The following is a 21,076-nucleotide window of genomic DNA, read 5'->3' on the forward strand; positions in this document are numbered from 1 at the left end:
CCTCAGGAATTCAATCTACAAGGTGGACGCAGGCGCCCTCGAAAACAAATCGTGTACCATTTTTATATTTATCTGGAACAATCCAATCGTTTTTTGAGAACATCACGTTCTCCGCTGTGACCGTACGACCAAAGTGGGTCGCTAAACGACGTATTTAGTCTAATTTTCACAACCGCAAGTCATCATGTAGTATGCAAACCCGTGCACTACATAATGAAAATCTGAAAAAGCGCATAAGCTCCGCAGAGTGAGGCAAGCAATGACTGAACACGTTCAAGTCGGTGGCCTGCAGGTCGCCAAAGTCCTGTTCGACTTCGTGAACAACGAAGCCATTCCCGGTACCGGCATCACTGCCGACCAGTTCTGGGCCGGTGCCGACAAGGTTATCCACGACCTGGCACCGAAGAACAAAGCCCTACTCGCCAAACGCGATGATTTCCAAGCGCGGATCGACACCTGGCACCAGACCCACGCCGGCCAGGCCCACGACCCGGTGGCTTACAAAGCCTTCCTGCAAGACATCGGATACCTGCTGCCAGAAGCCGCAGACTTCCAGGCCACGACCCAAAACGTCGATGACGAAATCGCCCGCATGGCCGGCCCGCAGTTGGTCGTGCCGGTGATGAACGCCCGCTTCGCCCTCAACGCCTCCAATGCGCGTTGGGGCTCGCTGTATGACGCGCTGTACGGCACCGACGCCATCAGCGAAGCCAATGGCGCCGAGAAGGGCCAGGGCTACAACAAAGTGCGGGGCGACAAGGTGATTGCCTTTGCCCGCGCGTTCCTCGACGAAGCCGCGCCGCTCTCGGCGGGCAGCCATGTCGACTCCACCGGCTACAAAATCGTCGATGGCAAGCTGATCGTCAGCCTCAAGGGCGGTAGCAACAGCGGTCTGCGCGACGACTCGCAACTCATCGGTTTCCAGGGCGACAGCGCCCAGCCGATTGCCGTGCTGCTCAAACACCACGGCCTGCACTTCGAGATCCAGATCGACGCCAGCACGCCGGTCGGCCAGACCGACGCCGCCGGCGTCAAAGACGTGCTGATGGAAGCTGCGCTGACCACCATCATGGACTGCGAAGACTCCGTCGCCGCCGTCGATGCCGATGACAAAGTGGTGATCTACCGCAACTGGCTCGGCCTGATGAAGGGCGACCTGGCCGAAGAAGTGGCCAAGGGCGGCAAGACCTTCACCCGTACCATGAACCCTGACCGCGTCTATACCGGCGTGAATGGCCAGGACGTGACCTTGCACGGCCGTTCACTGCTGTTCGTGCGCAACGTCGGCCATCTGATGACCATTGACGCGATTCTCGACAACGCCGGCAATGAAGTACCCGAAGGCATCCTCGACGGGCTGATCACCAGCCTGGCGGCGATCCACAGCCTCAACGGCAACAGCAGCCGCAAGAACAGCCGCACCGGTTCGGTCTATATCGTGAAGCCGAAGATGCACGGCCCGGAAGAAGCCGCGTTCACCAACGAGCTGTTCGGCCGTATCGAAGACGTGCTGAACCTGCCGCGCAACACCCTTAAAGTCGGGATCATGGACGAGGAGCGCCGCACCACGGTCAACCTCAAGGCCTGCATCAAGGCGGCCAGCGAGCGTGTGGTATTCATCAACACCGGCTTCCTCGACCGTACCGGCGACGAAATCCACACCTCCATGGAAGCTGGCGCGATGGTGCGCAAGGCAGCCATGAAGGCGGAAAAATGGATCGGCGCCTATGAGAACTGGAACGTCGATATCGGCCTGAGCACCGGCCTTCAAGGGCGTGCGCAGATCGGTAAAGGCATGTGGGCGATGCCCGACCTGATGGCGGCCATGCTCGAACAGAAAATCGCCCACCCACTGGCCGGTGCCAACACCGCCTGGGTGCCGTCGCCGACGGCGGCGGCGCTGCACGCGCTGCACTATCACAAGGTTGATGTGTTCGCACGCCAGGCCGAACTGGCCAAGCGCGAGCGCGCTTCGGTGGACGATATCCTGACCATTCCTCTGGCAGCCAATACCGATTGGTCCGACGAAGAAATCCGCAACGAGCTGGACAACAACGCCCAGGGCATCCTGGGTTATGTAGTCCGCTGGATCGACCAGGGCGTCGGTTGTTCGAAAGTGCCGGACATCAACGATGTGGGCCTGATGGAAGACCGCGCCACCCTGCGTATCTCCAGCCAGCACATCGCCAACTGGTTGCGCCACGGCATCGTCAATGAAGCCCAGGTGCTGGAAAGCCTCAAGCGCATGGCGCCGGTGGTAGACCGCCAGAACGCCGGGGATGCGCTGTACCGCCCACTGGCGCCGGACTTCGACAGCAACATCGCGTTCCAGGCGGCGGTGGAGTTGGTGATTGAAGGGACCAAACAGCCGAATGGCTATACCGAGCCGGTGTTGCACCGCAGGCGTCGGGAGTTCAAGGCTAAAAACGCTCTTTAAACGCAGAAAAAAACCCTGGTCGAAATACCAGGGTTTTTTATGAGCTGTCGAATTTTATGATGGATCAAATCCGTCAGTCGCTGAAAGTACTATCGGCGCCTACTGCACCATCCCCAACTCCCGCTTCACCATCTTCGCCAACTTCACGCTATCGATCGGCTTGAGCAGAAAGTCCACCACGCTCAAATGCATGGCGTCGATCACATCGGGAGCTTCCGCGTCCCCTGACATGATGATGATCGGCAATGCCGCCCGAGAGGATTCGCGCACCTGGCGGATCAGTTCCAGGCCACTGCTGGGCGTCATGCGCAAATCGGTAATCAGCAAGCCGATGGAGGTGTTGGAGTTCAGCAGATTCCACGCCGCCTCACCGCTCTCGGCGGTCATGCAGCGAATACCGTCCAGACCCAGGATTTGCGCCAGCAGCTCACGCGCGTCCTTGTCGTCGTCAACAATCAGCACACGTTGCGGCGGTAAATCAGGTTCCAGCATCACGGCGCTCAGCGCCTCGCGCTCCGCATCGCTCAAAATATCGTTGTCGGTCATACATTTCTCAGCAGTTCTCATCACTCTTTCAGCACACTCGTCAGACATCTGCCGAAAGGTGAACAATGTGCACTTCGTCGGAAAGTTTGCCTAGTGGGTGTTCTACGGGTTTTGCACCATAGCCTTGTAAGGTTTTTCCCTAGTCATGCATCGTTTAACCGCTACCTAGACTTACGTCCAATGGGCACCCACGGCACGGGAGTTGACCATGAAGGACGATAACGACAAAAAACTGCGGTCACTGTTATGAGTAAAGCTGATGCTTTCACGCAGGCGGGAAAAACCGCCGTGTTGCAGAACATCCACGGCACCCTGCAATTCCTGCAACGCTTCCCCCCGTTCAACCAGATGGAAAATGCCCATTTGGCGTTTCTGGTTGAACAATGCCAATTGCGCTTCTATGCCCCCGGCGACAGCATCCTCAAACCGTCGGGCGGCCCGGTCGAGCACTTCTATATCGTCAAGCAGGGCCGCGTCGTGGGTGAGCGGCCGGACAGCACCGAAACCACCTTCGAAATCACCACGGGCGAATGCTTCCCCCTCGCCGCCTTGCTCGGCGAACGAGCCACCCGCACCGAACACAAGGCCGCCGAAGACACCTTCTGCCTGCAATTGAACAAGCCGGCCTTTATCAAGCTGTTCGCGCTTTCCAGCCCGTTCCGCGACTTTTCCCTACGCGGGGTCAGTAGCCTGCTGGACCAGGTCAACCAACAAGTCCAGCAAAAAGCCGTCGAGACCCTCGGCACTCAATATTCGCTGAACACCCGTCTTGGCGAGTTGGCCATGCGCCACCCGGTCACCTGCCAACCCGGCACGCCGCTACGCGAGGCGGTGACGCTGATGCACGAGCAGCAGGTAGGCAGCATTGTGATCGTGGATGAGCATAAAGCGCCCCTGGGGATTTTTACCCTGCGCGACCTGCGCCAGGTGGTGGCCGACGGCACCAGCGACTTCAACCAGGCCATCGAAGGGCATATGACCCAGGCGCCGTTCTTCTTGACCCCGGACCACAGCGCCTTTGACGCCGCCATCGCCATGACCGAGCGGCATATCGCCCATGTGTGCCTGGTCAAAGACCAGCGCCTGTGTGGCGTGGTGTCCGAGCGCGACCTGTTTTCCTTGCAACGGGTGGACCTGGTGCACCTGGCCCGCACCATCCGCAATGCGCCCCGCGTGGAAAACCTGGTGGCGATTCGCGGCGAAATCGGCCAACTGGTCGAACGCATGCTGGCCCACGGCGCCTCGTCTACGCAGATCACCCACATCATTACCCTGCTTAACGATCACACCGTGTGCCGGGTGATCGAGCTGACGCTTGCCGAAAAAGGCGACCCTGGCGTGCCGTTCAGCTGGTTGTGTTTCGGCAGCGAAGGTCGCCGTGAACAAACCCTGTTCACCGACCAGGACAACGGTATTTTGTTCGAAGCCAAGGACGCCGCCGAAGCCGCGTCGATCCGGGCGCGGTTACTGCCCCTGGCGCAGCAGATCAACCAGAGCCTGGCGTTGTGCGGCTTCAGCCTGTGCAAGGGCAATATCATGGCGGGCACCCCCGAGCTGTGCCTGTCACGGGCCGAATGGGCGCGACGCTTTGCAGCGTTCATACGCGAGGCGACGCCGGAGAATCTGCTGGGGTCGAGCATCTATTTCGATCTGCGGGTAGTCTGGGGCGATGAGCGCGGTTGCGAACAATTGCGCCAGGGCATCCTGGATCAGGTTGCGGATAACCGGCTGTTCCAACGCATGCTGGCCGAGAACGCCCTGCGCCAGCGTCCGCCAGTCGGACGTTTCCGGGAGTTTGTGCTGACGCGCAAAGGCGGCGAAAAGGCCACGCTCGATCTCAAGGTGCAAGGCCTGACCCCTTTTGTCGATGGTGCGCGCCTGCTGGCCCTGGCCAATGGCATCCACGCCAACAACACCCTGGAGCGCCTGCGCCAGTTGGTACTCAAGGAAGTCATCGACGCGCTGGACGGTGCCGCCTATGAAGAGGCGTATCACTTTATCCAGCAAACCCGCATGCAGCAGCACCAGTTGCAAACCCGCGAGAACCAGCCCTATTCCAACCGCGTCGACCCCGACAGCCTCAACCACCTGGACCGGCGCATCCTGCGTGAATCCCTGCGTCAGGCGCAACGCCTGCAAAGCAGCCTGACCTTGCGGTATCAGCTGTGAGCTGGCTCGGTTGGCTACGCCCGAAAAAGCCTGGGCTCGACACGGCGCAACAACAGCGCCTGGACCAACTGCCCAAAGCCGTGGAGCTGGGCGACGGCCTCTTGCGCAGCCAGCGTTGGGTGGTGGTGGACCTGGAAACCAGCGGCCTGAACCTCAACCGTGACCAGGTCCTGTCCATCGGCGCCGTGGTGATCGAAGACGGTGCGATAGACTTCTCACAACTGTTCGAGCGGACCCTGCAACGCAGCGCAACCAAACTCAGCCCCAGCGTGCTGATCCATGGCCTGGGGCCTAGTGCGATCGCCGCCGGCAGCGACCCGGTCGACGCCCTGCTGGATTTTATGGATTTCGTCGGCGACAGCCCCCTGCTGGCGTTCCACGCCCCCTTCGATCAACACATGCTGTGCCGGGCACTCAAGGACAGCCTGGGGTATCGCCTGGCTCATCCGTTTCTCGACGTCGCCGACATCGCCCCGCTGCTGTGCCCCGAGGCGAATATTCGCGAAGCCGGGCTCGACGATTGGATCAACCACTTTCACCTTCAGGTCGGCGAGCGCCATCACGCCAGCGCCGATGCCTTGGCCACGGCGGAACTGATGCTCATCCTGTTCAGCCGCGCACGCCAGCAACACCTCGACTCCCCCCAGCAATTGCAAGAACGCTTGAGCCAATGGAAACGGCGTAAACAAGCGCCATCGTTTTAATAGCACCGCCCGACAGACGCCAATTGCGCCCATCTGACGCCTCTGACACAATCGCGAATAATTCTCGTTAGTTTAAACCTCTTGTTTATTCGGTGATGCCTTGTCGTCGGTCCCAAACCCACACAGTGAGCTGGTTGGCGCGTTGTATCGCGACCATCGCGGCTGGCTGTTGGCATGGCTTCGCCGCAACGTGGCCTGCCCGAGCCGCGCCGAGGACCTCAGCCAGGACACCTTCATGCGCCTGCTGGGCCGTGACGAGCTGCGCGAACCTCGCGAGCCGCGGGCGTTCCTGGTAGCCATCGCCAAGGGTTTGCTGTTCGACTACTTCCGGCGCGCCGCGTTGGAACAGGCCTACCTCACCGAACTGATGCTGCTTCCGGAAAGCGAACACCCGTCGCCGCAAGCCCAGCAAATGATCCTCGAAGACCTCAAGGCCATCGACCGCCTGCTCGGCAAGCTGTCGAGCAAGGCCCGCGCCGCCTTCCTCTATAACCGCCTCGATGGCCTGGGCCACGCCGAAATCGCCCGGCGCCTCGGTGTGTCGGTGCCCCGTGTGCGCCAATACCTGGCCCAGGGCATTCGCCAATGCTACATCGCCCTGTATGGCGAACCGCTGTGACCGGTTCCAGACCGGTTTCAGCCCGCGTGCTGGATGCGGCGATCGCCTGGCAACTGTCCCTCGACTCCGGCGACGGCAGTGCGGTGGAGCAGGAAGAGTTCGCCAAGTGGCTGGCCAGCGATGAAGAACATGCGCGGGCCTGGCGCCAGTTGGGCATGCTCGACCAGCGCTTCAGCGTAGCCTCTGGCCCGGCGCGGGCGGCGCTGTTGCAGTCACGCGAAGGGATTCGCCAGCGCGTGCGCAAGTTGGGCACGGGCCTCGCTAGCATCGCACTGGTGTGCGGCCTGGCGCTGTTGGCCGGTGAGCGTTACGTGCCCATCCACTATTGGCTGGCCGACCAACGCACCGCCACCGGCGAGCAGCGCACGCTGAAATTGGCCGACGGCACGCTGATCAACCTCAACACCCACAGCGCCATCGACGTGCGTTTCGATGAAAAACGCCGGCTGATCGTGCTGCAGGCAGGTGAGATTCTGATCGAGACCGGGCACAACGATGGCCGCCCGTTCTACGTGCAAACCCGCGACGGCAGCCTGCGCGCACTGGGCACGCGGTTTATCGTCAAGCGCGAAGACGGCGCTACGCGCCTGAGCGTGCTGCAGTCTGCCGTGGCGGCCCAGCCCGAAGCGCTGCACCAGGAACAGATCTTCAAAGAGGGCCAGCAGGTGCTCATGCGCAGTGATGGCCTCGGCCCGCTGCTGGCCGTCGCCCCCGCCACCGACGCCTGGACCCGCGGCATGCTGGTGGTGGACAACGCCCGCCTGGGCGATGTGATCGAGGAACTGAGCCGTTACCGCACCGGGCACCTGGGTGTGGATAAAGACGTGGCCGACCTGCGCATCACCGGCAGTTTCCCGCTGCACGACACCACCCTGGCGCTCAATGCGCTGTTGCCGACGCTGCCGGTGCAGATCGAGCAGCACACGCCGTGGTGGGTGACGGTGAAAAGCAAGCCGTAGGTTCTGCTGTGGCCGGGCGACTGCTATCGGGAGCAAGCCCCCTCCCACACTGACTGTGTTTGCAAATCAAGGTGTGTGAATGCAGTCAGTGTGGGAGGGGGCTTGCTCCCGATAGGGCCCCGAAGAACACCTCGAAAACCTCAGCGCAAAAATATTTTCATCCTCCCCTATCACTTTTCGATTCTCGTCCGGCACCTAGGCAATTGAGAAATATTTCCATTCAGGAGCCACCTATGTCCCGCACGCTAGACACCTTGTTGCGCCCCAGCCTGTTAGCCATCGCCATCGCGCTCAGCGCCCCGCTGGCCAGCACCCCGCTGATCGCTGCCGAGCAAGCGTCCAGCGTTCGCGCCTACAACCTGCCGGCCGCGCCGTTGGCCACGACCCTGAACCAGATCGCCAGCCAGGCGGGGCTGGCATTGACCCTCGATCCGACGCTGGCGTCGGGCAAGACCTCGGCGCCGGTCAAAGGCCAGTTCGATGCCCAAGGCGCGTTGCGGGAGGCGTTGCGTGGCACCGGCTTGCAGCTGGAGCAGAGCAGCGCAGGCACCTTTACCCTGGTGGCCATTGCCGAAGGCGTCGTGGCGTTGCCGCAGACCAGCATCATCGCCCAAGGCAACACTGAAAGCGCTTGGGGCCCCGTGACCGGTTACCTGGCCACACGTACCGCCGCCGGCACCAAGACCGACACCGCACTGGTCGAAGCCCCGCGCTCGATCTCCGTGGCCACCCGCGAGCAGATGCAGGATCGTAACGTCCAGAACCTGGATGACGCCGTCAAGTACATGCCCGGCATCGTGTCCGCCAGCTACGGCAGCGACACCCGTTATGACTGGATGCGTGTACGCGGTTTCGAACCCACCCAATTCCTCGACGGCCTGCCATTGCCGCGTGGCGTCTACGCCAACCCCAAGGCCGAAACCTGGAACCTCGACCGCCTCGCGCTGCTGCGTGGCCCGGCGTCCTCGGTGTATGGCCAGACCCCTCCTGGCGGCCTGCTGGACATGGTCAGCCGTCGCCCGAGTGCGGAGTCGAGCAACGCCATCCAAGTGCAATACGGCAGCGACAACTACCGCCAACTCAACTTCGCCAGCACCGGCAAGCTCGATGATGAAGGCCGGTTCCTCTATGGCCTCAGCGGCGTGGTGCGCGATGCCGGCACCCAGGTCGACCACATCGACAACCAGCGCTACAACATTGCGCCGAGCCTGACCTGGAACATCGACACCGACACCAAGCTGACTTTCCTGTCGCAGTTCACACGCGACGATACCGGCGCCACCAGCCAGTTCCTGCCGATCGTAGGCACCAAGATCAAATCGCCGCTGGGGGACGTGTCACATCACAAGAACCTGGGCGACCCGGACTACGAATTCTACGACCGCACTTATTACGCACTGGGCTATGCGTTCGAGCATCGTTTCAACGATACCTGGCAGTTCAAGCAGAACCTGCGTTACACCAAGTCGGAATTGGCGTTCCAGCAGTTGACCGTGGGCGCCTACAGCTATTTCCCGGTTGATGCCGCCGGCAATATCGGCCGTACCTCAACCAACGTTGACGAGAACATCGGCCAATTCGCGCTCGACAACAACTTCCAGGCCGACTTCGCCACAGGCGACGTCACCCACACCTTGCTGCTCGGCCTGGACCATCAGCGTACCGATACGTCTTATCTGTCGATTTTTGGTTCCGCCGGGACCGTCAACATCTTCAACCCGGTCAATACCCGCCCCGTGGAACGCCCGGCGCGCTCCACGGCGTACTACGACTACAACCAGAAAACCATCCAGACCGGCCTCTACATGCAAGACCAGATGGCGTTGGACAACTGGCGCCTGACCCTCGGCGGGCGTGAAGACTGGGTGCACCAAGGCACCACCTACTTCAACAAGAACGATGCGACCAACACCGACCGCAGCAAGAACTTCAGCGGTAACGCGGCGCTGAGCTATGTGTTCGACTCAGGCTTTGTGCCTTACCTGTCATACGCCGAGTCCTTCCAGCCGGCGAGCAACGCCAGCGTCGACCCACTGCAGTCGTACAAACCCACAGAGGGCAAGCAATGGGAGCTGGGGATCAAGTATCAGCCGCCGGGCTCCAACACCTTATTGAGCGCCGCGGTCTACGACCTGACCCAGAAAAACGTGCTGGTTGCCAGCACCGGGGCCGGTGGCCAGTCGGTCACGGACCAGACCGGCGAGGTGAAAGTCAAAGGCCTGGAGCTGGAAGCCGTGTCTGACGTCACCGAGAACCTCAAAGTGATTGCCGCGTACACCCTGGCCAAATCCGAAGTACAGAAGGGCAACTTCAAAGGCAACCGCCTGCAACTGATGCCAAACCAGCAAGCCTCCCTATGGACCGACTACACCTGGCACACCGGCGTACTCGACGGTTTCGGTATCGGCTTCGGTGCCCGCTATACCGGCAACACCTACGGCGACCAGGCCAACACCTGGCTGGGCAAGGCCAACGCCTACACCGTGTTCGACGGCGCCGTGCATTACGACCTGGGCCGCCTGGACAACAGCCTCAAAGGCGCATCGCTGAAGTTGAACGCCACCAACCTGTTCAACAAGGACTACATCTCCACCTGTGACGCTTCCTACTGCTACTTCGGCGACCAACGCAGCGTCGTCGCCAGTGCCACCTACCAGTGGTGATCGGCTGAGTTAACCACCAGGCCGTCCTTCGGGGCGGCTTTGGCGTGTCTGAAGGCTAGAACATGAAAAGCACAACCATCCGCCGCTGGTCCTTCATCCACACCTGGACCAGCCTGATCTGCACGGTATTCCTGCTGATGCTCGCCCTCACCGGATTGCCGCTGGTGTTTCACCATGAGATCGATCATCTGCTGGGCAACGAGCCGCAATTGGCGCAAATGCCTGCCGACACGCCGCAGCTCAACCTGGAGCAACTGGTCAGCGCAGCGCAAGCCCATCGCCCCGGCGACGCCATGCAATACCTGGCCTGGGACGAAGACGACAAAAATGGCGTGATTGCGATCATGGCCGCCACGGCCGGCACCGAGCCCAATGCGTCCCACACCTTCATGCTCGACGCCCGCACCGGCGAAGCCGTGGAAACCCCGGCGGCCAATGGGGGGTTCACCCTGTTCCTGCTGCGCCTGCACGTAGACATGTTCGCCGGCCTGCCGGGCAAGCTGATGTTGGCGTTCATGGGCGTGCTGTTTGTGTTGGCGATTATCTCGGGCACGGTGTTGTACCTGCCGTTCATGCGCCGCTTGAAATTCGCCACCGTGCGCAACGATAAATCCACGCGCCTGCGCTGGCTGGACCTGCACAACCTGATCGGCGTAGTCACCCTGACCTGGGCGCTGGTGGTGGGCGTGACCGGGGTGATCAGCGCCTGCGCCGACCTGATCATCGCCGCCTGGCGCCAGGACAGCCTCAGCGCCATGATCGAGCCCTACCAAAACGCCCCGCCGCTGGCCCAACGCGCGCCCGCCACTGAACTGCTGAACATTGCCGCCAAGGCCGCGCCCGGCATGACGCCGGACTTCATCGCCTTCCCCGGCACGCGTTTTTCCAGCGAGCACCATTACGCGGTGTTCATGAAAGGCAGCACCCACCTGACCTCGCACCTGCTCACGCCGGTACTGATCGATGCCAGCACCCTGGCCGTCACCGCCATCGCCGAACGGCCGTGGTACATGGACGCCATGGGCATGTCCCAACCGTTGCACTTCGGCGACTACGGCGGCATGCCGATGAAAGTCCTCTGGGCCGTGTTGGATGTGCTGACCATCATCGTGCTGGGCAGTGGGGTTTACCTGTGGATCGTGCGGCGCAAGGCGGCTCGGCCATGAAGCCGCGTCAATCGAATTTCTGGAAGGTGTTTGCCATGCCGCTGGGGATTGGCCTGCTCAGTGCCGCCGGGTTGTTTGCCGCATTGCTGGGGGACGGGTGGTGGGATTCGTTGAGCTGGGCAGGGCTGGGGGTTCCTGCTGCAATCGGTGCTTGGGCTTTGATCAAACGCTGAGCTAGATTAGCGCTGCCCTTTTTCGAGGAATGCCCAATGTCCGCGCCCAGCCTGACCTTGTTCCACAACCCTGCCTCACCGTTTGTACGCAAAGTCCGCGTGTTACTGAGCGAGACCGGTCAACAAGACCGCGTCACCCTGCAAGGCTGCCTGCCGACACCGGTCAACCCCGATGCGCAACTGGTGCAAGATAACCCCGTGGGCAAGATCCCGGCCCTGCGCCTGGCCGACGGCTCGGTGCTGCACGACAGCCGAGTGATCCTCGACTACTTCGACCACCAGCACAGTGGCACCCCGCTGATCCCTCGCGAGGGCGCCGCTCGCTGGCGTCGCCTGACCCTGGCCTCGATGGCCGACGCCGTCATGGACGCCGCCGTGCTGGTGCGCTACGAAACCGCCCTGCGGCCGGTCGAGAAGCATTGGGACCAATGGCTCGATGAGCAACGCAAAAAAATCCGCCGCACCCTCGCCGAATGGGAGGCGAATGCGCTTGGCGAACTCGCCGGCCACTTCGACATCGCCGCCATCAGCGTGGCCTGCGCCTTGGGTTATCTGGACTTCCGCCACCCAGACCTGCAATGGCGCCTGGACAACCCGAAACTTGCCCAATGGTACGCCGAGGTCAGCCAGCGCCCTTCGCTGCAACAAACCCAGCCCCCCGCCGGCTGACCTTGTAGTGAGCGGGCTTGCCCCGCGCTGGGTGGCGCAGCCGCCCCAAAACCAGGCGCCTGAGATCTATCTGGAAGACCGCGTTGGCCGAATTGGGGCGGCTGCGCCCCCCAGCGCGGGGCAAGCCCGCTCACTACAAACAGGGAACAACAGGTTGATCCTGGCAACCAATTTGGCCCTGATTTGCTGATCCTCGCGCAGGCCCATCATTGCAGCGACTCCAAAGGCTCCACCGCCTTGCGCTTGCCCACGCCATACCAATCCAGTTTGCGTGTCAGCACCATCACCGTCCCCAACAACCCGAACAGCAGCAGCGAGCCCATCAGCAACGCGTAATCCTCGGCGCTCAACAGCCCGTACAACAAGCCGTACAAGGCTGCGAGCCCCGCCGAAAAACCCAGGCCGTGACTGACGCTGCGCAGCACATGACACACGTAGAAGCCGATCAGCAACACGCAGGCGCCAGCAGAGCACAGATAGGCCATGGCGAAGCCTATGTGCTCGGACAATGACAACAGCAGCAGGTAAAAGAACGCCAGCGCAAAGCCCACCAAGGCGTATTGAACCGGGTGCACCGCCAGGCTCTTGAGCACTTCGAACAGGAAGAACCCGGCAAACGTCAGCGCAATAAACAGCAGCGCATATTTGATCGCGCGATCGCTCTTGAGGTACTGGTCCACCGGGTCGATGAAGTTCACGCCAAAGCTGCGATTGTTGAAGTCGTTACACCCCCGCTCGTCCAGGCAGGTTTGCAGGGCTTGTTCCAGGTTGGTGGAGAAGAACGAGGTCTGCCAGTTGGCGGTGAACCCCGTGTCGGTGACCTCGCGTTGGGCCGGCAGGAAATTGCCGATAAAGCTCGGATGCGGCCAGTTGGAAGCCAGGGATACTTGGCTGGTCTTGCCCACCGGAACCACTTGCAGTTGCTCGGTGCCTTGCAGGCGCAGGTCAAAAGCGATATCCACCACGCTGGTTTTTTTGCTGTCCAGCTCAGGCAGTGTCACGTGCACGCCCTCCCCCAACCAGTCCACTTGGGAGCCAGGTTCGAAGTCCAGGCGCTGGCCACCCAGCTCAAGCTTCAGCGCGTTTTCGATGCCGCGAATATCGCTGATACCGACCGCCAGAAACGCCGCTTCAAAGCGGTAATCGGCAAAGTCCTCGGTGATGCCCAGTTGTGCAGGCAGTTCGAAACGCCCATTGATACGACTGTCGGCATGGAACAGCCGCGCCTGATAGATGCCCCGTGCGCGCAGTTCGGTCTGTACCTTGCCGTCGAGTTCAAAACGGTCCGGCAGGAAATACAGACGACCGCGCTCTTCACGGACTTCCTCGTAGCGCTTGTTGAGCTTTTCATTGAGCTTCCACTCGCGCACGGTCTTGCGATAGGGCACCACCATCACCGGGCCCGTGAGGCGCTGGCTGTAGCTGGAGCTACGGGCAATGTCCATCAAGACGCCGTCGCGCAGCTGCTGGCGGTCGCTGATGATGCCGTTGATCATCAGCAGCGGAATCAGCAACAACACGATCAGCAGCGCAATCGCGCCCAGTTTGAAAAGCAGACTGCGGTTCATGGGTCTCTCCCTGTGTTTGATAGGCAGAGACTGCGCGGCGCGTGTGGGAGATTTATGTGGGCAGTGTGGAGACTGTGTGGAGATGCAGCACCACTTGCACACCGCCCGGCACATTGCCGATCTGCAACGCACCGCCATGCAGCTTCATCACTTCTTCAACAAAGTTCAGACCCAGGCCGGTGCTTTTGCGCCCGCTGCCCGGGCGTGGCAACGAGTAGAAGCGCTCGCTCAAACGTGGCAGCGCATAGTCGGGAATCGGCGCCGCCTGGTTGAACAGGCTCACCTGCACGTCGTTGTGTCGCGTTTGAGCGCTGAACCGTAGAGCGCCACCGGGTGGCGTGAAGTCCAAGGCGTTATCCAGCAGATTGCCCAGGGCCTGGCGCAACAGGAAGGGCTCACCGAACACCTTCACATCCGTGGCAATCCCTTGCTCGACGTGCAAGCCTGCGCCCTCGATGCGCGCGCATTGCGCCTTGAGCACTTCGTCGACCATCGCCGCCAGCGCGATGCTTGCCTGCTCTTCCAGGCCCTGGCGTTGCTCGACTTGCGCCAGGTTCAGCAGGCGTTCGATCAGTTGCTGCAGGCGCGCACTTTCACTGTCGATATTGCCAACGAAGCGCTGCTGCTGCTCGCGGGTCATATCGCCCTGCAGCAACTCCGCCGCACCACGAATCGCCGCCAAGGGGCTTTTCAATTCATGGGTCAGGGTGTGTACGTAATGTTCGACATAGGCCTTGCCTTCCAACTGCGTGCGCATGTGTTCCACCGCCGTGGACAACTGCTTGAGCTCGCCACCGCGGTAATGCGGCAGTTCGGCACGCCGCCCTTCGCTGACCGCCTCTGCGTAAGCGGTCAGTCGTCTTAACGCCGCGCTCACCCACCACGACAGCAATGCGCCCAGTAGTAGGCCGAGGACCACCAACCCGGCGCCGTACCACAGCAGGCGGCGTTCGGTGCGGTCGACATAGGGCTGCAACGAGCTGTTAGGTTTGGCCACCGTGACCACGCCGATGATCTGGCCGTTGTCGCGGATCGGCGCGCCGACGTGCATCACCGAAGAGGTCGGATCGCCCGCATCGCTGCGGGTGGAACGGGCGCCATACTCACCGCGCAGGGTCAGGTACACGTCGTTCCATTGCGAATAATCCTGGCCCACCGCTTCGCCGCTGGAGTCGAGCAGCACGATGCCCTTGGCGTCGGTCACGTAGATACGGTGGTTGACCTGATTCTTCGGCAGCCCCCAGATGGTCGCGCCCGGCTGGCGATTGCCATAAGCCTTGAGCAGTTGCGGCCAATGGCTGTCGCCGAGCGTGCCGTTCTTCACGTCATCGCGCAGGATCTCGGCCAGCAGGTTGGCGGTGTCCACCAGGGTTTCTTCGGTGGACTGGCGCACGCCGGGGCGGATTTCCTTCATCACCGTGTTGAGCACAAAGTAGCCGGTCAGGCCGATGAACAACGCGTACACCAGGAAGATCCGCAGCCCCAGGCGCATCAGCTATGGCTCGGGCTATAGCTGTAGCCCAGGCCGCGATGGGTCTGGATCGGTTCGGCATCCGCCGCAATATTACGCAACTTGCTGCGCAGGCTTTTGATATGGCTGTCGATATTGCGCTCGTAGCCGGCATCGGCGGGGACGCCCACCGCATCGAGCAACTGCTCGCGGCTGAAGACGCGTTCGGGTTGCTCCAGCAGGCTTTGCAAGAGGCGAAATTCGTGGCGCGTCAGGCTCAACGGCTGGCCGCGATACTGAATCTGCATACGCTCCAGGTCGATCAGGAATGACGTTGGCGCCACGCTGGGGCCGACCCGTTTGAGAATCGCCTTGACCCGCGCGGCTACTTCCCGAGGGCTGAACGGCTTGACCACATAATCGTCGGCGCCGATCTCCAGCCCCACTACCCGGTCGATTTCAGCATCCCGGGCACTGAGAAACATCACCGGCACTTCCGTGAAGCGGCGCAGTTGCTTGCAGGTTTCAAAGCCGCTGATGTCCGGCAGCCCGATGTCGAGGATGATCAAGTCCGCCGGGGTCTGGCGTTGATGAACCAATGCCTCCTGGCCGAGGCTCAGCCAGGTAGTGCCGAACCCCTCGCCTTGCAAGGCGAATATCAGCGTATCGGCAATCGCCGCTTCGTCTTCGACAATCAGGATGTGGGGCATGGGCTCGATCAGCAGTCGGGTTTGTCGGCAGTGTAACGGCGCGCCGGGTTTACCGCTGCGCCGAATTCACGCAGCGCCTTGGCGCCGATCAACAGCGGGTAGTTGAAGCTGCTGCGGTCGGTCAGGTTGACCTCGACCGTGCGCTTGACGTTGCCCAGGCACATTTCCAGGTCGATAACCGGGCGCTTGGCCACGGTGGCTTCGTCCTTGTCCTCGTCCTCATCGGCGCGGCTCTTGATCTTGCTGATGCGCGACACCTTGTGTTCATAGACCTTGTCGCTCGCATCCTTGCCACCGAGGCGGAAACGCACCCAGTCGTCGCCGTCGCGCTGGAAGGTCTCGATGTTGCGCGCCGACAGCGACGCGGTCAGTGCACCGGTGTCCATCTTGGCCTTGAAGGTTTGGCCGATCTCCGGCAACTGGATGTATTCGTAGCGACCGTAGAGGGTCGGTTCGGCGGCCATGACAGGCAAGGCGACCAGGGCAAGCGAGGCAAGGAGCAATTTCACGGAGTGATTTCCTCGAAAGAAGTAGGCGGATTCTAGACCGCAAAAGCGCTGCTTAGTTAGCTCGCTCAACCATACCCGGCACATTGTGAAACATTCGTCCGGCAATTTGCGATTTGGCCTCTAGACTCAGCTTGCTTATCATGGCCCGCCAAACCCTCCCAAGAGTTGCTTATGCGCCGCCTGCTCACCGGCTGTTTTGTCACATTGCTGCTACTGCTCAACACCCTGGTGCTGTTCGGGCCATTGATGGTGTTTGCCCTGCTCAAACTGGTGGCCCCCGGTCGCTTTCGCGACTACGCCTCATGGGCGGTGATGTGGATTGCCGAAACCTGGGCCGAGATCGACAAACTGATCTTTTCGCTGTGCATCCCGACCCAATGGGATATTCGCGGCGGCGCCGACCTGCGCGGTGACACTTCCTACCTGGTCATCAGCAATCACCAATCCTGGGTCGATATTCCGGCGTTGATCCAGACATTGAACCGGCGCACGCCGTTCTTCAAATTCTTCCTTAAAAAAGAACTGATCTGGGTGCCCTTCCTGGGCCTGGCGTGGTGGGCGCTGGACTACCCGTTCATGAAACGCTACACCAAGGCGTTCCTGGCCAAGCATCCGGAACTGGCGGGGCAGGACTTGAAAATTACCCGGCAGGCTTGCGAACTGTTCAAGCGCCAACCGGTGACGGTGGTCAACTATCTGGAAGGTACGCGCTTCAGCGAGGCCAAACGCAAGCAGCAGGACTCACCCTTCACCCGGTTGCTCAAGCCCAAGGCGGGCGGCGTGGCGTTTGTCTTGGCCGCCATGGGCGAACAACTGGACGCGATCCTCGACGTGACCGTGGTCTATCCGCAGCAGAAGATTCCGGGCTTCTGGGACTTGATCAGCGGCTCGGTACCGAAGGTGATCATCGATATCCGCACGCGCGAACTGGACCCGGCGTTATGGCAGGGCGATTACGAGAACGATCCGGCTTTTCGCCAGACCGTCCAGAACTGGGTGAACCAGCTCTGGAGGGAGAAGGACCAGCGCATACAGCAACTGTTGTCAGATCAGGCAGCGCCTTAGCGCAGAAGCGACCTGATCTCCAGCATCGTCTGGCCAAGGGATGCAGGCTTTTCAGTCAGCTTACTGGGATGAATGGACTCCGGGTTCAACGAGGCAATCACCTCTTCGTCCGACATAGGCTTGTAAATATCCACCTGTAACCCGCCGCCCCGCACGGCCTGTGCCAGCTCATCCGCTGAAGGGGTGTCGCTCAAGCGCTGCCCCAGGGGCTGGTGGTGCTTGCGAACCATGGTGTCTTGCTTGGCGACAGCATCCGCCTGAGCCTGTGTTCCCTGATACCGCGCGGATGCAAGTGCGGTGTCCCTGGCGATCAGTTGCAAGGCGTTATTGAGGCTCGATGCATGGGCAATGTTCATATGAGATGTTCTACCTGAATGAATTGAAGAATCCGCTCCGGGCAACGCTGTGCCGCTGAACGGTCTCCCTGGTTGGTAAAACATCCCATACGGTTCAAAGAAAAATGTTGCACCACATTCTCAAAACACCTCGGATCTGATCGCGTCAGCCGCCCCAGACACTGCCCAGGCTTTGCAGCAAGGAACCGCCCACGCCTTGGTCGCCCAGGTATTTGAGGATCACCGGTGCAAACTGGCCGACCATCCCACTGTCCATGCCCAAGGCGCTGAACGCGGTGTTCAGGTCGTTGGTGTCTTTCACGTTACCCAGCAGACCGTCCAGGCCGCTGGTCTTGCTGCCGCCGCTCTGGCCGAGCATGCCGCTCAACGCGCCCAGGCTGCCCAGGGAGTTGGTGCCGGCCAGCTTATCCAGGCCGGGAACGCTCTTGCCCAGTTGCGAATAGTCAGTGCCGCTCAATTGGTTCTTGGCCAGGCCCAGCATGGCGCCGGTGCCACCAATCGCTTGTTCCGGAGTGACATTCAGTTGCGAGGTCAGCGCCTGCAGCAGGCCGGCGGTCTGGGAACTTGGCGCTGCGGCAGCCGCCTTGTTGTTGCCCTGGGCGCCGGAAACGGCATTGGCCACATCACCCAAGCTGAAGCCTGCGGCAAACACCGGGCTGGCGGCCACGGTCAACAGGCAGGACAGGGCAAAACCGCGTGAAATCTTCATCAAGACAACCTCAGAATGTAAGAGCTAAAAAGCAGGCGTTTGACTGACACTCCTAAAGGAATGTTCCCACCCTCAGATTAGTTCAGAAAATATTGCATCCGCAGTTGTGGAGAATTCCGACGAGGTGCGCCGCCCATATTGCTGGGTTCAGGAACCCATCGCCCTTGGCAAGGTCCATGAACTGACTACAAATTTTGTCAGGAACAGACTTATGACTGCGAACCAACCCCAAGTCATTGAGCACAAACCCTCATTCTGGAGCGGCCCTCGCCTGTTCATCGGCGCCTGCGCAGTGGTGGTTGCCGGTATCGGCGGCGCCCTTTATACCCAGGACAGCGTCAAATCCGCTGCAACCCTGGTCACCACCGAACAACAACCGGCCGCGCAGATCATGGCGCACAAGGATTACCTGGAAGTGCAGCCGATCGCTGCGACCGCCCCTGCGCCGGACCACAGCCTGGAGCTGTGGGCGATCCCCGAGGGCGGCACACCTGTTTCACTGGGCCTGTTGCCGGAAGACGGCAAAGGCATTATCGGACTCAACCCTCGCCAACAGGAATCCATCAGCAAGCCGGTGGAATTGATGGTGAGCGCAGAAACCAAAGGTGGCTCGCTCAGCAAGCAGCCGACGGGGCCGACGGTGTACCAGGGGGCGCTGGCGGCTCGATAACGCCATAGTTCAAGCAAACGCATAAGGGCGGTCTTCGGACCGCCCTTATGCGTTCCAGGTAACCTCCAGTAGCAGCTTGCAAAGGAACGAAAGCCCAGAGACTCCCACTCAGGTTGGCCTCCCGCGTACCGACGACCCGCGAGGTTTACCCGTTAACAAGGAGTTAGAACTATGGTAATCGGCCTTCTGCTTTATGCGGCGCGCACCCAGCTGCTGCCACCCCCGCCTCCCGGCATCGACCAATGCCCTGCCACAAAAACTATCCACTCAACGGCCTACACGGATCCTGGCCTGCCACCGCCTTACGGCGAGGGTTATCAATACACGGCCGCTGCCAACGGCAGGACATGGACAGGGCAAACGGCGGGAACCGACGATGATTACCTGGCCGCTGAATACGCGCTGCGACCCGAAGCCATCCATCAACGCAACGGCACGCTGCTGTGTGATTACGGTGGCAATCGCGTGGTCAAAAACGGGGAAGTGGCCGACCCCTACCTGAGGCTGTCGACACTTAAATGATCAAAAAAAATGGCGACCTGTGAGGGTCGCCATTTTTTCACTGCGCTTTATGCCGCACTGAACAGTTTGTGCGGGTCAATCACAAATTTCTTCGGCACGCCCGCATCGAACTCGCCATACCCACGCGGCGCGTCATCCAGGCTGATCACCTGCACGCCGACGATTTCGGCAATGTTGATACGGTCCCACATGATCGCCTGCATCAGTTGGCGGTTGTACTTCATCACCGGCGTTTGCCCAGTGTGGAAGCTGTGGGATTTGGCCCAGCCCAGGCCGAAGCGAATGCTCAGGCTGCCCATTTTCGCAGCGGCATCCACCGCACCTGGGTCTTCGGTGACGTACAGCCCCGGAATCCCGATCTTGCCCGCCACCCGCACGACACCCATCAACGAGTTGAGCACGGTAGCCGGGGCTTCGGCTTTCACGCCTTCGTGGCCGTGACCGCGGGCTTCGAAACCTACGGCATCGACGGCGCAGTCCACTTCGGGCTCGCCCAACAGTGCGGCGATTTGCTCGTGCAGAGGCGTGTCTTTGGACAGGTCGGCAATTTCGAACCCCTGGGCCTTGGCGTGAGCCAGGCGGATCGGGTTGACGTCGCCGATGATCACCACCGCCGCGCCCAGCAGGCGAGCGGAGGCGGCAGCGGCCAGACCGACTGGGCCGGCACCCGCGATGTATACGGTGCTGCCCGGCCCAACGCCCGCCGTGACGGCACCGTGGTAGCCGGTCGGCAGAATGTCGGAGAGGCAAGTCAGGTCGCGGATTTTCTCCATGGCCTTGTCACGGTCCGGCAGTTTCAGCAGGTTGAAATCGGCATACGGCACCAGCACGTATTCGGCCTGGCCGCCGGTCCAGTCGCCCATGTCGACATAACCGTAGGCGCCGCCGGCACGCGCCGGGTTGACGGTCAGGCACACGCCGGTGTGCTGCTCTTTGCAGGAACGGCAACGGCCGCAGGCAACGTTGAAGGGGACGGAAACCAGGTCGCCGATTTTCAGGTTTTCGACGTCGTTGCCCTTCTCGATCACTTCGCCGGTGATCTCGTGACCGAGCACCAGGCCGGTCTGGGCAGTGGTACGGCCACGCACCATGTGTTGGTCGGAGCCGCAGATATTGGTGGAAACCACGCGCAGGATGACGCCGTGCTCAATCTTCCTGCCACGGGGGTCCTGCATTTTGGGATAGTCGATTTTCTGTACTTCGACCTTGCCGTTGCCGAGATACACGACACCACGATTACCAGACATGCTTTCACCTCGCTGTTGTTTTTATGGAACCACGTTGCCCAGGCAGGCAGCGCGTTAAGTGCTCGGGTACAGATGCTGTTTTTGCGTTGTTAGTGAGGGCCTCATCGGGGGCAAGCCCCCTCCCACATTTGAAGGTATTCACAATTCCAGGGTGGGAGGGGGCTT

At 61.1% G+C, this 21,076-nt stretch carries 20 protein-coding genes; 12 read left to right on the forward strand and 8 right to left on the reverse strand.

Features of this window, described 5'->3' with window-relative positions:
- The first annotated feature begins 259 nt into the window (after positions 1–259).
- Positions 260–2,437, forward strand: coding sequence for a malate synthase G (locus tag C9383_RS16080; RefSeq protein ID WP_090368383.1), 2,178 nt, complete (start codon positions 260–262; stop codon positions 2,435–2,437).
- Positions 2,438–2,536: 99 nt separating this feature from the next.
- On the opposite strand, the gene C9383_RS16085 is transcribed toward C9383_RS16080, so the two are convergent.
- Positions 2,537–2,983: a response regulator gene (locus tag C9383_RS16085; RefSeq protein WP_060753342.1), complete on the reverse strand. Its 447-nt coding sequence runs from the start codon at positions 2,981–2,983 to the stop codon at positions 2,537–2,539.
- Positions 2,984–3,229: 246 nt separating this feature from the next.
- Here C9383_RS16085 and C9383_RS16090 point away from each other — a divergent pair, with 246 nt between their 5' ends.
- From C9383_RS16090 to C9383_RS16120, 8 genes are all read left to right on the forward strand, one after another.
- Entirely contained in the window at positions 3,230–5,152 is a 1,923-nt protein-coding gene (locus C9383_RS16090; RefSeq protein ID WP_090368380.1) for a putative nucleotidyltransferase substrate binding domain-containing protein, read from the forward strand.
- Positions 5,149–5,856, forward strand: a complete 708-nt coding sequence (locus C9383_RS16095; protein ID WP_090368378.1) for a 3'-5' exonuclease — start codon at positions 5,149–5,151, stop codon at positions 5,854–5,856. Before C9383_RS16090 ends, C9383_RS16095 begins: the two co-directional genes overlap by 4 nt.
- Positions 5,857–5,956: 100 nt before the next feature.
- The gene (locus C9383_RS16100; RefSeq protein WP_060753345.1) at positions 5,957–6,475 is read left to right on the forward strand and encodes an RNA polymerase sigma factor; all 519 of its coding nucleotides are present in this window, start codon (positions 5,957–5,959) and stop codon (positions 6,473–6,475) included.
- Positions 6,442–7,434, forward strand: a complete 993-nt coding sequence (locus tag C9383_RS16105) for a FecR domain-containing protein (RefSeq protein WP_090368375.1) — start codon at positions 6,442–6,444, stop codon at positions 7,432–7,434. Before C9383_RS16100 ends, C9383_RS16105 begins: the two co-directional genes overlap by 34 nt.
- 233 nt (positions 7,435–7,667) lie before the next feature.
- Positions 7,668–10,097 carry a TonB-dependent siderophore receptor gene (locus C9383_RS16110; RefSeq protein WP_090368373.1) on the forward strand — a complete coding sequence of 810 codons (2,430 nt, stop codon included), beginning with the start codon at positions 7,668–7,670 and terminating at the stop codon, positions 10,095–10,097.
- A gap of 62 nt (positions 10,098–10,159) precedes the next feature.
- The gene (locus C9383_RS16115) at positions 10,160–11,263 is read left to right on the forward strand and encodes a PepSY-associated TM helix domain-containing protein (RefSeq protein ID WP_090368371.1); all 1,104 of its coding nucleotides are present in this window, start codon (positions 10,160–10,162) and stop codon (positions 11,261–11,263) included.
- A complete protein-coding gene (locus C9383_RS28020; RefSeq protein ID WP_090368369.1) occupies positions 11,260–11,436 on the forward strand; it encodes a hypothetical protein in 177 nt (58 codons plus the stop codon). Before C9383_RS16115 ends, C9383_RS28020 begins: the two co-directional genes overlap by 4 nt.
- A 36-nt stretch (positions 11,437–11,472) precedes the next feature.
- Positions 11,473–12,105: a glutathione S-transferase family protein gene (locus C9383_RS16120; RefSeq protein WP_090368367.1), complete on the forward strand. Its 633-nt coding sequence runs from the start codon at positions 11,473–11,475 to the stop codon at positions 12,103–12,105.
- Between the two features lie 206 nt (positions 12,106–12,311).
- On the opposite strand, the gene creD is transcribed toward C9383_RS16120, so the two are convergent.
- Genes creD through rloA2 form a run of 4 tightly spaced genes read right to left on the reverse strand, consistent with a single transcriptional unit; the run spans position 12,312 to position 16,342 of the window.
- Positions 12,312–13,673, reverse strand: coding sequence for a cell envelope integrity protein CreD (gene creD, locus C9383_RS16125; protein ID WP_090368365.1), 1,362 nt, complete (start codon positions 13,671–13,673; stop codon positions 12,312–12,314).
- A 52-nt stretch (positions 13,674–13,725) separates the two neighbouring features.
- Positions 13,726–15,165, reverse strand: a complete 1,440-nt coding sequence (gene creC / locus C9383_RS16130; RefSeq protein ID WP_090368363.1) for a two-component system sensor histidine kinase CreC — start codon at positions 15,163–15,165, stop codon at positions 13,726–13,728.
- The gene (gene creB, locus C9383_RS16135) at positions 15,165–15,833 is read right to left on the reverse strand and encodes a two-component system response regulator CreB (protein WP_090368361.1); all 669 of its coding nucleotides are present in this window, start codon (positions 15,831–15,833) and stop codon (positions 15,165–15,167) included. The genes creC and creB overlap by 1 nt, the downstream gene beginning before the upstream one ends.
- 8 nt (positions 15,834–15,841) lie before the next feature.
- Positions 15,842–16,342, reverse strand: a complete 501-nt coding sequence (gene rloA2, locus C9383_RS16140; RefSeq protein ID WP_060753353.1) for a retropepsin-like aspartic peptidase RloA2 — start codon at positions 16,340–16,342, stop codon at positions 15,842–15,844.
- A gap of 171 nt (positions 16,343–16,513) precedes the next feature.
- On the opposite strand from rloA2, the gene C9383_RS16145 reads away from it, so the two are divergent.
- A complete protein-coding gene (locus C9383_RS16145) occupies positions 16,514–17,407 on the forward strand; it encodes a 1-acylglycerol-3-phosphate O-acyltransferase, YihG family (RefSeq protein ID WP_090368359.1) in 894 nt (297 codons plus the stop codon).
- Here the strand turns inward: C9383_RS16145 and C9383_RS16150 are convergent.
- Together C9383_RS16150 and C9383_RS16155 are read right to left on the reverse strand one after the other, a co-directional pair.
- Positions 17,404–17,763: a hypothetical protein gene (locus C9383_RS16150; protein WP_090368357.1), complete on the reverse strand. Its 360-nt coding sequence runs from the start codon at positions 17,761–17,763 to the stop codon at positions 17,404–17,406. The genes C9383_RS16145 and C9383_RS16150 overlap by 4 nt on opposite strands.
- Positions 17,764–17,908: 145 nt before the next feature.
- Positions 17,909–18,472 (reverse strand): DUF2780 domain-containing protein, encoded by a 564-nt coding sequence (locus tag C9383_RS16155; protein WP_060753356.1) that lies wholly within the window; start codon positions 18,470–18,472, stop codon positions 17,909–17,911.
- Between the two features lie 211 nt (positions 18,473–18,683).
- Here C9383_RS16155 and C9383_RS16160 point away from each other — a divergent pair, with 211 nt between their 5' ends.
- Both C9383_RS16160 and C9383_RS16165 read left to right on the forward strand, forming a co-directional pair.
- Positions 18,684–19,142: an anti-sigma factor domain-containing protein gene (locus C9383_RS16160; protein ID WP_060753357.1), complete on the forward strand. Its 459-nt coding sequence runs from the start codon at positions 18,684–18,686 to the stop codon at positions 19,140–19,142.
- A 171-nt stretch (positions 19,143–19,313) separates the two neighbouring features.
- Complete coding sequence (locus tag C9383_RS16165) at positions 19,314–19,664, forward strand: hypothetical protein (protein WP_235863212.1); 351 nt, start codon at positions 19,314–19,316, stop codon at positions 19,662–19,664.
- Positions 19,665–19,711: 47 nt separating this feature from the next.
- On the opposite strand, the gene fdhA is transcribed toward C9383_RS16165, so the two are convergent.
- The gene (gene fdhA, locus C9383_RS16170; protein WP_060753358.1) at positions 19,712–20,911 is read right to left on the reverse strand and encodes a formaldehyde dehydrogenase, glutathione-independent; all 1,200 of its coding nucleotides are present in this window, start codon (positions 20,909–20,911) and stop codon (positions 19,712–19,714) included.
- Positions 20,912–21,076 lie beyond the last annotated feature (165 nt).

Origin of the sequence: Pseudomonas palleroniana, from assembly GCF_003031675.1 — a bacterium.
In the GTDB taxonomy this organism is placed as follows: Bacteria; Pseudomonadota; Gammaproteobacteria; order Pseudomonadales; family Pseudomonadaceae; genus Aquipseudomonas; species Aquipseudomonas palleroniana.

Coding starts and splice junctions, on each gene's coding strand:
- C9383_RS16080 (WP_090368383.1), top strand. CDS start 260: ATGACTGAACACGTTCAAGTCGGTGGCCTGCAGGTCGCCAAAGTCCTG.
- C9383_RS16120 (WP_090368367.1), top strand. CDS start 11,473: ATGTCCGCGCCCAGCCTGACCTTGTTCCACAACCCTGCCTCACCGTTT.
- C9383_RS16115 (WP_090368371.1), top strand. CDS start 10,160: ATGAAAAGCACAACCATCCGCCGCTGGTCCTTCATCCACACCTGGACC.
- fdhA (WP_060753358.1), bottom strand. CDS start 20,911: ATGTCTGGTAATCGTGGTGTCGTGTATCTCGGCAACGGCAAGGTCGAA.
- C9383_RS16155 (WP_060753356.1), bottom strand. CDS start 18,472: ATGAAGATTTCACGCGGTTTTGCCCTGTCCTGCCTGTTGACCGTGGCC.
- C9383_RS16105 (WP_090368375.1), top strand. CDS start 6,442: ATGCTACATCGCCCTGTATGGCGAACCGCTGTGACCGGTTCCAGACCG.
- C9383_RS16160 (WP_060753357.1), top strand. CDS start 18,684: ATGACTGCGAACCAACCCCAAGTCATTGAGCACAAACCCTCATTCTGG.
- C9383_RS16145 (WP_090368359.1), top strand. CDS start 16,514: ATGCGCCGCCTGCTCACCGGCTGTTTTGTCACATTGCTGCTACTGCTC.
- creC (WP_090368363.1), bottom strand. CDS start 15,165: ATGCGCCTGGGGCTGCGGATCTTCCTGGTGTACGCGTTGTTCATCGGC.
- creD (WP_090368365.1), bottom strand. CDS start 13,673: ATGAACCGCAGTCTGCTTTTCAAACTGGGCGCGATTGCGCTGCTGATC.
- creB (WP_090368361.1), bottom strand. CDS start 15,833: ATGCCCCACATCCTGATTGTCGAAGACGAAGCGGCGATTGCCGATACG.
- C9383_RS16090 (WP_090368380.1), top strand. CDS start 3,230: ATGAGTAAAGCTGATGCTTTCACGCAGGCGGGAAAAACCGCCGTGTTG.
- C9383_RS28020 (WP_090368369.1), top strand. CDS start 11,260: ATGAAGCCGCGTCAATCGAATTTCTGGAAGGTGTTTGCCATGCCGCTG.
- C9383_RS16110 (WP_090368373.1), top strand. CDS start 7,668: ATGTCCCGCACGCTAGACACCTTGTTGCGCCCCAGCCTGTTAGCCATC.
- C9383_RS16085 (WP_060753342.1), bottom strand. CDS start 2,983: ATGACCGACAACGATATTTTGAGCGATGCGGAGCGCGAGGCGCTGAGC.
- C9383_RS16165 (WP_235863212.1), top strand. CDS start 19,314: ATGGTAATCGGCCTTCTGCTTTATGCGGCGCGCACCCAGCTGCTGCCA.
- C9383_RS16150 (WP_090368357.1), bottom strand. CDS start 17,763: ATGAACATTGCCCATGCATCGAGCCTCAATAACGCCTTGCAACTGATC.